Raw genomic sequence first — 13,295 nt, forward strand, 5'->3', positions numbered from 1 at the left:
CAGCCGCAAGAGCATGTTGCCATTCGTTACCGCGACATTATCTGGACGCACCATACGGCAGGCACGACCGGGTATGCGTCATGGAGTGCCGAGTCATGACGCTGCTGGAGAAGAAGCCTGCGGCGGGCGGGCATGGGCTGGCGGAGGTCGAGCAGGCGGCGATTTCGCTGCAAGGGCAAGCGTGTACGTTATCGGCGCGGCATATTCAGGATGGGATGTTGCGGCTGCAGTTTAATCGGGAGATTGCTTGTTTTGCACAAGGGATTTTAGAGGATGTAAAGGCCGAACTAAAAGATGCCCAAGAGGGTTTGGATGCGATCACAGCAGAAATCAAGAGACTCTCCATCCAATCATTTGAAGTAGGTAAAAAAGTCGTAGGCGTCGCAGCTGGCACCGCACAGATTGCCACAGGGGCCGGTGTTTGTACGGGATCCGGAGGAACACTTTGCTTGTTTTTCGGCCTTCCCCTTGTTTCTCATGGAATCAATAACATTTATGAAAATGGCCATAATCTAATTGGAAACCGCACGGACACAGAGGGATGGGTACGCAAACAATACCAGGGGCTTTCTGTGTGGCTTGGCGGTACAGAATATGAAGGAAACATGATCTATGGCGCGGCTGACTTGGGATTGTCTTTTTACGGATTAGTCCGACTTATAAAAAAACCTGACGCTTGGCGGCTCTGGCGATATACAGAGAACGACAAAGTCAGAGCGTATAAAAACGCATCAAAATATGCACTCGGCCTTGAAGCTGCAGGCGACGCAATAACGTCAGGCAGTATGTATCAGGAGCGAAAAGAGAAAAATGAATGAATTATTCAGCTACACCATCCTAACCTTAATTGCAATCACCATTTACCAACCGGCCCGCTGGGCAAAATTTGCATGTTCAGGAAGAGGCTTCACAAAGACGAGATTCTGGGTTTGGACAGCTTACAACTTTTACTTCATGTGCTTTCATATGTACTTTGTGGAAAAGAGTCACATCCCTTTTTATGGCCCTATGGAAAATTACCTCTTGGGCTGGCTATCCGTAGCGATGATATGCCTACATATTTCTGCCATCCCTACGGAGTGGAAAAGGAGACCTGGGCGCTCACGAAAAATCTTCGACCCAAAAATCCGCAAACACAAACTGACCTTTGATCGTTATCGACTGGCACAGCCAAGAAAGTCCATCCTTTCTTTCTGGAGACGATCATGAACACCACACTGCTCGCCCTGCTGGTTTAGGCGTAGAACATAGTGAATCACCTATAACACTTATGCCGGATCACTTCATATGTACTTCCTGGAAAAGGGCCACATCCCTTTCTACGGTTCCATGGACAGATTCCCTCTGGGCTGGCTATCCGATGACTGGTTTACAGCCGTGGCCTATGTACCATTCCTACTGGCCTCATCGCGGGCAGAGCCCCCTCCCACATCAGCTCGGTGCCTGCGGTGCGATAGCACTGTGTCGTGTCGGGCCGTTCATGATTCTGAGCCGATGAGCAATAGCCATCGGCAGCGTTCATTTCGGACGCGTCCTACATATCGCCGGGAAGCTCGAAAATAGACTGGCCCTCCATTTATCAAGGAGGACCGTCATGGCGAACTGCGGCTATATGACCATCAAGGGCGAGAAACAGGGCCTGATTTCGGCGGGGTGTTCGACGCCGGTCTCGATGGGCAGTAAATGCCAGACCGGGCACAGCGACGAGATCATGGTGCTGTCGTTCGCGCACAACGTGGCCAATATCGACAACGCCCGGCACGCCACCCACCGCCCGGTGTTCATCACCAAGCATGTCGACAAGTCTTCGCCCTTGCTGAGCCAGGCCCTGGCCAACCGTGAGCAGGTTGACTGCATCATCAATTTCTACCGCACCGCCGCATTCGGGGCGCAAGAGAAGTTCTACACCGTGGAAATCCGCGGCGGGTTGCTGACCGAACTGACCCTGGATATGCCGCATGTGCTGATGCAAGGCGATGCCCAGCCGCAAGAGCATGTTGCCATTCGTTACCGCGACATTATCTGGACGCACCATACGGCAGGCACGACCGGGTATGCGTCATGGAGTGCCGAGTCATGACGCTGCTGGAGAAGAAGCCTACGGCGGGCGGGCATGGGCTGGCGGAGGTCGAGCAGGCGGCGATTTCGCTGCAAGGGCAAGCGTGTACGTTATCGGCGCGGCATATTCAGGATGGGATGTTGCGGCTGCAGTTTAATCGGGAGATCGCTTGTTTTGTACAAGGGATTTTAGAGGATGTAAAGGCCGAACTAAAAGATGCCCAAGAAGGTTTGGATGCGATCACAGCAGAAATCAAGAGACTCTCCATCCAATCATTTGAGGTAGGTAAAAAAGTCGTAGGCGTCGCCGCTGGCACCGCACAGATTGCCACAGGGGCCGGTGTTTGTACGGGATCAGGAGGAACACTTTGCTTGTTTTTCGGCCTTCCCCTTGTTTCTCATGGAATCAATAACATCTATGAAAATGGCCATAATCTAATTGGAAACCGCACGGACACAGAGGGATGGGTACGCAAACAATACCAGGGGCTTTCTGTGTGGCTTGGCGGTACAGAATATGAAGGAAACATGATCTATGGCGCGGCTGACTTGGGATTGTCTTTTTACGGATTAGTCCGACTTATAAAAAAACCTGACGCTTGGCGGCTCTGGCGATATACAGAGAGCGACAAAGTCAGAGCTTATAAAAACACTTCAAAATATGCACTCGGCCTTGAGGCCATCGGTGATGGTGCAACCTTACACAGCCTGCATAAAGAAAAAACCAAACAACATGAATGAAATCATTATTATTCTGGCAATAATAGTCGTCATCTACATCCCTGCCCATTGGGCAAAGTTTGCATTTTCAGGCAAAGGCTTTTCCAACACAAAACTATGGATCTTGATGATCTATAATATTTATGCCGGATCACTTCATATGTACTTCCTAGAAAAGGGCCACATCCCTTTCTACGGTTCCATGGACAGATTCCCTCTGGGCTGGCTATCCGCACTGATGATTTTCTTACACATTTCCGCCATTCCTACAACGTGGAAAAGAAGACCTTGGCGTCTGCGCAAACGCTTCGACCCAAAAATCCGCAAACACAAACTGACCTTTGATCGTTATCGACTGGCACAGCCGAGAAAATCCATTCTGTTTTTCTGGAAACGATCATGAACAACACGCTGCTCGCTTTATTGGTGATCGCCGTCTCGACAGTGTTCTATCTTCCGGCACACTGGACGAAATTCGCCTGGTCTGGAAGAGGCTTTACCAAAGCTCGCAACCACATCATGTTGATCTACAACATCCTCATGATCATCTACCACTCCTACCTTATAGAGTCGGGCAGGCTTTTCTCTCAGGAAAGTCTTCTGTTCCTGCCGGCAGGTTTTCTGTCGGCTGCCTTGATACTGCTTCATGGTTTGGCCATTCCTCGTGAACATAAAAATCGTCGCTGGCGCTGGCGAAATCGTTTTGATCCTAAAATCCGTCGGCATAAAAAATCCATTCATGACTACCGCCGTGAGCATCGAAAAAAGCGCGGCTGAATCCCTACCCATGCAGCCCCTCTCTGACCGTCGCAATCGACCCGACACTGCCAATGACAGACTTTGACTTTTATCTTCTCTATATCACCTTATCCATCGCTCTCTACTTGCCCTCGCTGTGGTGCAAGCTGAAACGCTCTGGCAAGCGCTACAGCAAACTGGTTTGGCGCACTGTTTTCACCCACAACCTCGTCATGATGTTTGTGCATTGGACGGTCGTGAAAACCAATCATCTGGTTTTTTACGGGTACATCGATGAACCGCTATTGCGGCTGATGTCCATGCTGTGCACTGCCTTGCATGCAACCACTTATCCCGTTTCCGAGGATGAGCGGTTCTGGCGCAAACGTTACAGGTTGAAGTTCTGGAAGAAAGGGTTTGATCCGCGGATACGCTGAGGGTCGTGTGGGGCGCACCTGGTTTTTGATACGGCGCTGTTGTGCTTTAAAGACCGTAGAGATCTGCCGCCATCAGACAGGGCGGTAGCGAGGCGCTATTTTTACGACTGCTGGCGCAGCCGGTCGCGGTGGTCCGGCATTACGCCACAGGAGCGACCAGCGGTCGCGAACGCCGCATAGCCTTTTCGCGACCGTTGGTCGCTCCTACAGACCAGATGTTGGCGGCGCGCCAACGCGGCGGGTGATGACCTGTATCGGTTCGGTACTGTCTTACCGACTGAACCGTTCCGCCAGGCTGTGCAGGTACTGCGCCGAGGCTTCCAGTTCGCTGCTGATGGCCGAGCCTTGTTCGGCCTGCCCGGCGCTCTGGTCGCAGAGTTGGGCGATGCGGGTGATCTGCTGGCTGATGTTTTCTGCCACGTGGCTTTGCTCTTCGGAGGCCGAGGCCATTTGCTGGCTCATGCCGGTGATGCGGGTCACGGCCTGGCTGATGCCGTCCAGGGCTTGTTGCACGGCTTCGACACTGGCGACGCTTTCCTGGGAGATTTGCCCGCCGCGGCTGGCGGTGGCCACGGCGCGGTCGGCGCCGTCGCGCAGGGAGGTGATGATTTTCTGGATTTCTTCGGTGGATGACTGGGTGCGCGAGGCCAGGCTGCGGACTTCGTCGGCGACCACGGCAAAGCCCCTGCCCTGCTCGCCGGCACGGGCGGCTTCGATGGCGGCGTTGAGGGCCAGCAGGTTGGTTTGCTGGGCAATGGAGGTGATGACGTCGACCACGCTGCCGATCGATTGGGTGGCGCTGGCCAGCTCACCGACGGCGTTGCCGATTTCAGTGACGCTATTGGCCATGTGCCGGATCGCCAGCAGGCTTTCGTCGGCCAGGTTGCGGCCTTGCAGCGCCAGTTTGTCGGCCTCCTGGGCGGCGTGTGCGGTGTTCTGCACGTTGTGCGTTACTTCCTGGATGGTGGCAGCCATCTGGTTGATGGCGGTGGCCGACTGGTCGGTTTCGTTGCGTTGCTGGTCCAGCGAGCGGGCTTGCTGGATCGACAGTTGCGCCGATTGCCCGGCGCGTTGCTTGACGCTTTCACCGGTGTCGACCAGACGGGTCAGTGCCGTTTGCAGGCGCGCTTCGCCGCTGAGCATGGCCAGGTCCAGTTGCGCCTGGGGGCCACGGTTGTCGCTGTAGGTCAGGGCCACCAGGGCGCTGGTAAAGGCCTTGGGGTGTTCGTCGAGGGTTTTCTGCAGGTCGCGCCGCTGGCGGATTTCGAGGTACACACCCAGGCCGAGCAGCACCACCAGCATCAGCGCCAGAAACGGGGTGTCGTCGAGCAGATAGTTGCCCGCCACCAGTGCGATGGCGGCGAAGATCATGGGCAGTTGCCGCACCAGATGGTACGCCGCGCTGCTGGCGATCGAGACGGCCGGCTTGTCGGCGCGCAGGCGCGCGTACAACGCTTCGGCGCGGCGCACCTGATCACGGGTGGGCAGCGAGCGCACCGACTCGTAGCCGACGATGCGGCCGTTTTCATACACGGCGGTGACGTAGGCGCTGACCCAGTAGAAATCGCCGTTCTTGGAGCGGTTCTTGACCACGCCCATCCACGGTTTGCCTTGCTTGATGGTTTCCCACATGTGGGCGAATACCGAGGGCGGCATGTCCGGGTGGCGCACCAGGTTGTGCGGCTGGCCGACCAGTTCTTCGCGGGTAAAGCCGCTGATGGCGGCGAAGGCGTCGTTGCAGTAGGTGACGTGGCTGTTCAGGTCGGTGGTGGAGATCAGCCGCTCGTGGGCAGGAAAGGTTCTTTCGTTCTGGGTGACGGGCATGTTCAAACGCATCGACTGCAACCTCATCCTGATGGAACTGCAAGTGTCCGGGCACGCTTGAAGGTTTAGCACACCGGGCACGGTTGTGAGCGACGCCTTACATGGCTCTTTCTAATAAAACGCGGGTTATCACCGGGCTGTATCTGAGGGCAAGCGTAGCGAAGAACCTGCGGCAAGCAAGTCGTGGTTGTGGGGGTGGCACAGCGGCATCATTGGGCAAGCGAGAGGGCGATGCAAGCGGATTCTCGGGCCTTTTCTAAAAGTTCCCTAAAGATGAAAATTTTTTACATTTGAGAATCCGATCAAGTTTTTCACGCTGCCCGTGACGTCGCATTCAGGCAGAGCACACGTGTGCCTCTACGGGTGTCCTGAACACGCCTGGCGCAGATCCGCAGGCGACAGATCCGGCGTCATTGAGGCACACTGACCGCCTTCTCTGCGCAACCGATCAAGGCCTTTTCCGATGTTCATGCCGCCCTTCAGATTCGCACTGCTGGTCCTGTTGCTGAGCGCACCTCTGGCACCTGCCACCGTGCAGGCCGACACGCGCGCCAAGCTTGCCCAGGCGGCAGCGGCCAGCCTGCAAGTGTCGCTGCTGGGCGGCAAGCTGGCCTTTACCCTGCCGGCCGGCTATGTGAAGGACGAGATGCCGGAAGTCGATGCCAAGGCGCGGGCCGAAGGCGTGAGCGGTGCGATGTATACCCAGCAGGCCGAGAAGCGCGTGCTGATCGTCACTGAAACGCCGATTCCCGTCGGGGTCGAGGCCAGCGACGATGACGCCCAGGTACTCGACGAGCTGTCGGCGGCTGCGCTCACCCAGCAGGGCAGCAGCTATCAGGATGTGCAGCGCCTGGGCGAACAGCGCCTGACCAAGAAGAACGGTCTGGGCGTGCGCCAGCTGGATGCGTCGGCCACCCTCGGCGGCGCCAATGTGCTGAGCACCACCCTGCTCGCCGCCTCGGGCAAGCGCTCAGCGGTATTGAATGTGATTTCCAGCGCCAGGGACCCCAAGGCCCACGAGGCCGCCGTAAAGGCCATCATCGGTCGGTAACTCCTGTTTCAGAGCTGTTTTCAAGCCAGAACAGGTGAACAATTGATGAATTTGTGTCGCCGGGACCGGCGTCTGGTCTGATAGTTCCACAATAATGGCCTTGTGATCTTCCCCTGGTCTTGACCACAGGTGAAACTGCCTCTGTCGGTCAAGCAGTCTTTTTCTGACCGGGCAGTACGAAGCATCCGGTAGGCATTATGGGAACGATCAGAGCGGAGCTTCACCAGGGCAAGGGAGTGTCATTTGCGCGGCGTATCTATCTGCCGCGCACAATCGGGCTGGGCGTCGGTTCAGTGTGTGTGGCCACAGCGCTGTATCCGCTGCCGTCGACCCACTGGGTCTGGGCCTTGCTGGTGCTGCACGCCTTTGTCTGGCCGCACCTGGCCTGGCAATGGGCACGGCGCAGCGCCAACCCTTACCGGGCCGAACTGCGCAACATGCTCTGTGACTCGTTGGCCGGCGGCATCTGGGTGGGGCTGATGGGCATCAGCGTGCTGCCCAGCGTGGCCATTCTGGCGATGATGGCCATGCAGAACATTGCCGCCAACGGCCTGCGCCTGATGCTTCAAGGGTTGCTGGCCAATGCCTGCGGCCTGCTGTTATGCCTGTTGGTGCTGTCGCCGCCAATCCAGTTTGCCAGCACTATGCTTGAAACCTACGCCTGCCTGCCGCTGCTGGTGGTCTACCCGATCTTTATCGGCTGGATGGGCTACAAGGTCGCGCTCAAGCTCAGCGAGCACAAGCGTATCCTGCGCCAACTCAGCCGCACCGACAGCCTGACCGGGCTGATCAACCACGGTTCATGGAAAGACCTGCTGCAACTGGAGTTCAGCAAGGTGCGCGCCGTGCATCGGCCGTGCTGCGTGGCGCTGATTGATATCGATCACTTCAAGGCCATCAATGACGAGTATGGGCACCTGGTGGGTGACGCGGTGCTCAAGACCTTCAGCCAGACCCTGCGCGACAATATTCGCGAAACCGACCTGGCCGGCCGCTATGGTGGCGATGAGTTCTGCGTGATCCTGCCCGGCACTCACCTGTATCAGGCCGTCGATGTACTGGAACGCCTGCGCCAGGTCGTGGACGACTATTGCGATACACAGTGGCCCGGCCTCAAGGTCAGCCTGAGCATTGGCATTGCGCCGCTCGAAAGCCATATCACCGAGGCCGCGCTGTGGCTGAATGCGGCCGACAAGGCGCTGTATAGGGCCAAGAGCACCGGGCGTAACCGGGTGGTCGGCGCCTCGTGGGAGACCGATCATGAACAAAGGATGCCGGCCAGCGCGTAGGGCCTATTGCGCCTGGCGTTGCGCCAATTGCGCGGCCACCTTTCGAACCAGCTTTTTCGGCCCGATGGTTTCAAGCAGCAGCCAGATCGGCTGGTCGAGGTTCAACTGGCCGTAGAGTGCCTCTTCATGGTCCAGGTGGCTTTGCTGTGCCGCGCGGTAGTCGGCCGGGTAGACGCTGCGTTCGATCGGCAGCAAGGCGTCATGATGTTCCAGCAGGCCGCTGAACAGGATGCGCCGCTCGACACTGCCGCGGGTGGTCTCGATCAGGCGCGCAAAGAAGGCGCCGTCACGCTGGTGCAGGGCCAGCAAGGCCACGTAGCGCTCCACCAGCACGAACGGCGCATGCTTGTCGTAGATCATCCAGCACAGGCGCTCGCGACTGGCCGTGCGGTACGGGTTCAGGGTGGCGCTGCGGCGGTTGTGATAGGCCAGCGCATAGACCAGGGCCTTTTCCGCCTGGGCGCGGCGCTCGGTCACGCCCAGGGCGGTCACTTCATCGAGCAGGGGGGCCTGGCGGCCGAGCCGTTCAAGCTGGCGCCCCAGCAACACGAAAATACCCTTGGGGCCCAGCAGCCGATCATGCAACGTGCCCAGCTTTGCCGGCGACAGTTTTGCCTGGCGTTGCCACACCGTGCGAAACGCCACAAGGCAGTCATCGTCGCCAGGCACCTCCTCCGGCTGTGTGGCGATCGTTGCATAGTATTCAAGACTTCTTGCCATGGAAAAACTCCTTGTCAGAAAAATTAAAGTTCACGACACCTTGGCGCGCGGCGTCCCTGAACACCGGAAAAAGCCTGTCGGCATCGCGACTTTCTTTGTGTTAACGCTGAGCAATGCCCTCTCATCCATCGCACTGTCGTGCCCGGACGCGGACATCCTTGCTGACTGTTATTTATTGCACCGCCACACACTCACCGAGCGACCTTACATAAGCCGCATCCACACATCGGCAACAGGCGCATTATGTCGTTATTGAGCCACCGTACAATCCGACAGATGTAGGGGGTCAAACAAACGGCGGCATCAACATATCGCGCATGTATTGGGCGAGCAGTTGCGCACGCGTTTTGACCTGACTCTTTCGCAACAGCGACGACACATGATCACGCACTGTATAGCCGCTGATCCTGAGCTGTTCAGCGATTTCCTTGTTGGTCCTGCCCTGCAGCAGCAACCCCAGCACCTGCCGCTCCCGGCTTGTCACACACATGATGTTTCCCCTGATAACTGCAACATCATCGACTTAACATGTAGGAGTTTTCCCTACACTTGCTATTTATGGCTTTCAATTATCTGGCGCACGGCACCGACGATAAATCGAGCACTCCCTCCCCTGAGCACTTGCCGTTATTCACTGCGCACATTCTTCACGCCAGACGAATCCACGCGCTGATTATTTATCAACTCGGACAATTCCTACATACAACTCGGACTTCTCTTAACACTTCAATATCCGAATTCCGAACAAGCGCCCTTGATGCACGCTAAGTGCATGTATTTAATAGGCCATTGACTTTTCACGCGTTAATAAGGCGCTGGGCGCAAGATAAACTTGCGCCCATGAAATTACAATCCACTGTTACATTTGGATCCATTGCGTCCGGTCACGAAGGCGCCGCGAACCGCTCCCTGGCACCGGCCTTGATCTGCTCAGGATCGAGGTCCTGCACGCGGGTAGCGATGAACCGCAGGTTGCCGAACGGATCACGCAGCGTGCCGCAACGGTCGCCATGGAACGGCTCGGTGACCGGATTTCAGTGGCGCCGGCCTTGATGGCCCGCCTCCAGGGGCCGATGCTCGTCAGGCTGCAGGTCCAGCAGCGCCTTGCTGCTGATCATGTCGAAAGGCGCCGAAAAGTGCTCGTGGATGATCCTCCAGCCGGCGTCGGTCAGCCGGTAGCCGGCGCTGCCGCGCATCCAGCAGCCTTGCGGGTGGTCCTTGTCGCCCTCGATGCCACACCGGTTCAACCAATGGGCAAAAGCGGTCTCGCCTTCACCGTGAACCACCAGGTCGTGCTGTTCGAACACCATGGCGCCCGGGCACATGTCCAGGCAGGCCGCCCAGTGCTGGCGATAGGCGTCAAGCCCCTTGAATTGCAGTTGGTTGATCGCGTCGAAGGCGATCACATCGCTGTGGTAACAGGCCATGATCGCGTCCGTATCCCGTTCACGGACGGCCTCGGACCAGCGCTTGAGCAGTGCGCTGATCTGCCCGGCAATGGCGCTGTCATTGCGTTGAGTGTTCATGGAAAAGCTCCTGCCGATACTCGGCTCGGTTGCAGGTCCATAAAGCGTAGTTCGCCTGCCCTCGCCCAGGACGGCCGGCCATCCGGCGACGGTCATGGGCGCATGTCATGGGTCAGGCCGTGTGCGTCTCGATGGCCAGCGGCTGCCGGGCGCCGAACACCGCCGCCGCCAGCATTCCGACCAGTCCCATCACCAGGCAGTACCCCACCGCCACCCATGGGCTCCAGGGCATCAGGCCGATCAACAGCAGCGGCGTCAGGCTGGCCCACAGCGCGTAGGCAATGTTGTAGGTGAACGAAATGCCCGAGACCCTGATACGCGCCGGAAACAACCCCACCATCACTGACGGTACGACCCCGACGATGCCGCAGCCCAGACCGGCCAGGGCATAGGCAAGACCGGGTGTCAGCCACTGCCACTGTTCGATCAGACTGGCATACAGCAGGCCGATGCCCAGCGGCAACAGCAGGCTGTAGAGCCCGACACAGCGCCAGGCGCCCAGGCGGTCGACCAGCAGGCCGGCCAGCACGCAGCCGATGTTCAGGAACACGATGCCCAGCGCACTGAGGGCAAAAGTGTGGCTGGCGCTGAAGCCGAAGCGTTGTTGCATGACCGTCGGGGTGATGACCACCAGCACCACCACCGCCGAGGTCAGCACGCAGGTCAGCAAGGCCGCCGGCAGCAGTGCCTGGCGGTGCTCGCGCAGCACCTGGCCCAAAGGCAGGCGCGGCAGGCCCTTGATGTCCTGACGCTGGGCGTGCAGGGCCATGAACACCGGGGTTTCACTCAGCCAGCGGCGCAGCCAGACCCCCACCACGCCAAACACACCGCCCAGCAGGAACGGAATGCGCCAGGCGTAATCAAGGATTTCGGCCGGGGTGTAGACCCTCGCCAGCCAGGTGGCGGTCAGGGCCCCGAGCAGGTAGCCGAAGGTCAGGCCGGCCTGCAGCACACCCAGCGCATAGCCGCGATGGCCTTGGGGGGCGTGTTCGGCCACGAAGACCCAGGCGCTGGGCACCTCGCCGCCCACCGCCGCGCCCTGCAGGATGCGCAGCCCCAGCAGCAGCAAGGGCGCCCAGTAGCCGATCTGCGCGTAGGTCGGCATCAGGCCGATCAGCAAACAGGGCAAGGCCATCATCAGGATGCTCAGGCTGAACACGCGCTTGCGCCCCAGCCGGTCGGCAAAGTGCGCCATCAGGATGCCGCCCAGCGGCCTGGCCAGGTAACCGGTGACGAAGATGCCGAAGCTTTGCAGCAAGCGCAGCCACTCGGGCATTTCCGGCGGGAAGAACAGCTGGCTCAGGGTCAGGGCAAAGAAGACGAAGATGATGAAATCGTAGATTTCCAGGGCGCCACCCAGCGCCGCCAGACCCAGGGTCCGGTAATCGGCGCGGGAAAACGGTTGGGGACGTGGTCGTGCAATGGCCGTCATTGGGTACCCCGAAACATGACAGTAAAAGCGCCTGGCGCTCGCGAGGCGCGAAGAATAGCAAAGCTGCCCTGCCCTACCACCTTCACCTTGCGGCAAAACCGATTAAAAAAACGCACCACAAAAGGGCGAAAGGTATCTATTTCCCCACAAGAATATTTTTTGCAGTCCTGAAAGCGACATCGACTGACGATTACCGGACGCGACCGGCATCGCACATGCCCGCTTTCAAGGCGCTCGCCAAAAACCCGCACCATAAATGAACATGCCTGCGCATGGCTTTCAGATAAACGCAATCGGGCGCACTTCGTGTGCAACCTTGACCGTAACCACCGGATTGAACCCGACGAACGGTCAAGAGCCCGCGTTTACGGCTGTGCGCGACCACTCATGAGTCATCACATAACCGCAATCCTTTTGACACAAAGCGTCTGGCGCGGAGTTTGCGTAGTGATGGCTATCTGATGTTTGGCTGAAAAGGAATCGGCATGACCCTGCACAGTGAATCCATGCACCTCTCTCCTGCTGAACACCATTGGCTGCCCTGGCTGGGCAAAAACGGCAAGCTGGCCCTGGGCCGCTCGTGCCGCCTCAACCGTGCGTTGTACCCGGTGATGGAGCGTACGTTCGAATCCATCGCCGACACGCGCGTGCGCCTGCTGCAACACTGGGCGCAGGAATACTGGGATCACCTTGTGGAACTGGGCGCACAACTGGGTGGCCCGGCACTGGAACGCCTCGATGCCGGCCTGCTGCAGGCCAAGCTCAGCCAGGCGCGGGACTTTTCCGAATTGTTTGTCGTCGACCCGCACGGCACGGTGCTGTGTTCGACCTGGAGCGGGCGCAACAGCCGCCATGAACAGGACGAAGCGCTGGCCTGCGGTCTGCGCCAGCCGTTTCTGCATGGCCCGTACACCGATTCGCTGACCCTGAAGATCGGCCCGTCGTCGTCGCGCTTTCATGATGAAGTGACATTGATGTTCTATCAGCCGCTGCTGCGTGATGGCCGCGTGCTGGGCTGCCTGTGCGGCCGGGTGCCCAATGACGTGCTGGGTGACCTGATCCAGCGCGAGGCCGGGCATGTGTACCCCGAGTCCGGCGACAACTACCTGTTCATGGCCAAGGCGGTGTTCGAGCCGGGCATCGCGCCGGGTACGGCGCTGTCGCGCAGCCGCTTCGAAGACAGCACCTTTACCCACGGCGACAACCTCAAGAGCGGTGTGCGCACCGACTGGGGCACGGTGCGGGTCAGCCAGCACACTGAACTGGAACTGCGCTTCATCGACCCGGCCACCGGCCAGTTGCACCCCGGCGTGCGCGAAACCATTCGCATCGGCTCGAACCTGTTCGTCACCTACCCAGGTTACGCCGATTACCGGCACATTCCGGTGATCGGCAAGGGCGTGACGTTCCAGTTGCCCGGCTCGCCGGACCGCTGGGGCATGATGTGCGAGGCGGACCTTGAGGAAGTCTATCGGCGCCGCTCGCTCAGCTACGGGCTGA

Annotated in this window: 14 protein-coding genes and 2 pseudogenes; 10 read left to right on the forward strand and 6 right to left on the reverse strand. The window is 58.6% G+C overall.

The genetic code is table 11. The features are described from left to right. From DGA31_RS30340 to DGA31_RS22150, 7 genes and pseudogenes are all read left to right on the forward strand, one after another. Positions 1-99 (forward strand): annotated as a pseudogene (locus DGA31_RS30340) (type VI secretion system tube protein Hcp); the annotation flags it as partial. Beyond that, positions 96-818, forward strand: coding sequence for a DUF4225 domain-containing protein (locus DGA31_RS22125; protein ID WP_109513985.1), 723 nt, complete (start codon positions 96-98; stop codon positions 816-818). The pseudogene DGA31_RS30340 and the gene DGA31_RS22125, both read left to right, overlap by 4 nt. A gap of 776 nt (positions 819-1,594) precedes the next feature. After that, complete coding sequence (locus DGA31_RS22130; protein WP_109513986.1) at positions 1,595-2,080, forward strand: Hcp family type VI secretion system effector; 486 nt, start codon at positions 1,595-1,597, stop codon at positions 2,078-2,080. After that, entirely contained in the window at positions 2,077-2,799 is a 723-nt protein-coding gene (locus tag DGA31_RS22135) for a DUF4225 domain-containing protein (protein WP_109513987.1), read from the forward strand. The genes DGA31_RS22130 and DGA31_RS22135 overlap by 4 nt, the downstream gene beginning before the upstream one ends. Beyond that, positions 2,792-3,181, forward strand: coding sequence for a hypothetical protein (locus DGA31_RS22140; RefSeq protein ID WP_109513988.1), 390 nt, complete (start codon positions 2,792-2,794; stop codon positions 3,179-3,181). Before DGA31_RS22135 ends, DGA31_RS22140 begins: the two co-directional genes overlap by 8 nt. Further along, positions 3,178-3,555: a hypothetical protein gene (locus DGA31_RS22145; protein WP_109513989.1), complete on the forward strand. Its 378-nt coding sequence runs from the start codon at positions 3,178-3,180 to the stop codon at positions 3,553-3,555. Before DGA31_RS22140 ends, DGA31_RS22145 begins: the two co-directional genes overlap by 4 nt. Before the next feature lie 53 nt (positions 3,556-3,608). After that, positions 3,609-3,953, forward strand: coding sequence for a hypothetical protein (locus DGA31_RS22150; RefSeq protein ID WP_109513990.1), 345 nt, complete (start codon positions 3,609-3,611; stop codon positions 3,951-3,953). Positions 3,954-4,223: 270 nt separating this feature from the next. On the opposite strand, the gene DGA31_RS22155 is transcribed toward DGA31_RS22150, so the two are convergent. Beyond that, positions 4,224-5,255, reverse strand: coding sequence for a methyl-accepting chemotaxis protein (locus DGA31_RS22155; RefSeq protein ID WP_421958001.1), 1,032 nt, complete (start codon positions 5,253-5,255; stop codon positions 4,224-4,226). Positions 5,256-5,507: 252 nt separating this feature from the next. Further along, positions 5,508-5,804, reverse strand: a pseudogene (locus tag DGA31_RS30885) (PAS domain-containing protein); the annotation flags it as partial. Positions 5,805-6,240: 436 nt separating this feature from the next. Here DGA31_RS30885 and DGA31_RS22160 point away from each other — a divergent pair. Further along, positions 6,241-6,828, forward strand: a complete 588-nt coding sequence (locus DGA31_RS22160) for a DcrB/PsbP domain-containing protein (RefSeq protein WP_421958000.1) — start codon at positions 6,241-6,243, stop codon at positions 6,826-6,828. 197 nt (positions 6,829-7,025) lie between these two features. Beyond that, positions 7,026-8,117: a diguanylate cyclase gene (locus tag DGA31_RS22165; protein ID WP_109513992.1), complete on the forward strand. Its 1,092-nt coding sequence runs from the start codon at positions 7,026-7,028 to the stop codon at positions 8,115-8,117. Positions 8,118-8,120: 3 nt separating this feature from the next. On the opposite strand, the gene DGA31_RS22170 is transcribed toward DGA31_RS22165, so the two are convergent. After that, a complete protein-coding gene (locus DGA31_RS22170) occupies positions 8,121-8,837 on the reverse strand; it encodes a hypothetical protein (protein ID WP_109513993.1) in 717 nt (238 codons plus the stop codon). Between DGA31_RS22170 and DGA31_RS29675 the strand changes: the two genes are divergently transcribed. Next, entirely contained in the window at positions 8,836-9,093 is a 258-nt protein-coding gene (locus DGA31_RS29675; RefSeq protein WP_152035065.1) for a PH domain-containing protein, read from the forward strand. The genes DGA31_RS22170 and DGA31_RS29675 overlap by 2 nt on opposite strands. A gap of 30 nt (positions 9,094-9,123) precedes the next feature. Here the strand turns inward: DGA31_RS29675 and DGA31_RS22175 are convergent, their stop codons facing one another. From DGA31_RS22175 to DGA31_RS22185, 3 genes are all read right to left on the reverse strand, one after another. Continuing rightward, on the reverse strand, positions 9,124-9,327 hold the full coding sequence (locus tag DGA31_RS22175) for a helix-turn-helix domain-containing protein (protein ID WP_056835643.1): 204 nt from the start codon (positions 9,325-9,327) through the stop codon (positions 9,124-9,126). Between the two features lie 544 nt (positions 9,328-9,871). Continuing rightward, positions 9,872-10,363, reverse strand: coding sequence for a YybH family protein (locus tag DGA31_RS22180; RefSeq protein ID WP_109513994.1), 492 nt, complete (start codon positions 10,361-10,363; stop codon positions 9,872-9,874). Positions 10,364-10,475: 112 nt separating this feature from the next. After that, entirely contained in the window at positions 10,476-11,795 is a 1,320-nt protein-coding gene (locus DGA31_RS22185; RefSeq protein WP_109513995.1) for an MFS transporter, read from the reverse strand. Positions 11,796-13,295 lie beyond the last annotated feature (1,500 nt).

The sequence above is a fragment of the Pseudomonas ovata genome (genome assembly GCF_003131185.1).
In the GTDB taxonomy this organism is placed as follows: Bacteria; Pseudomonadota; Gammaproteobacteria; order Pseudomonadales; family Pseudomonadaceae; genus Aquipseudomonas; species Aquipseudomonas ovata.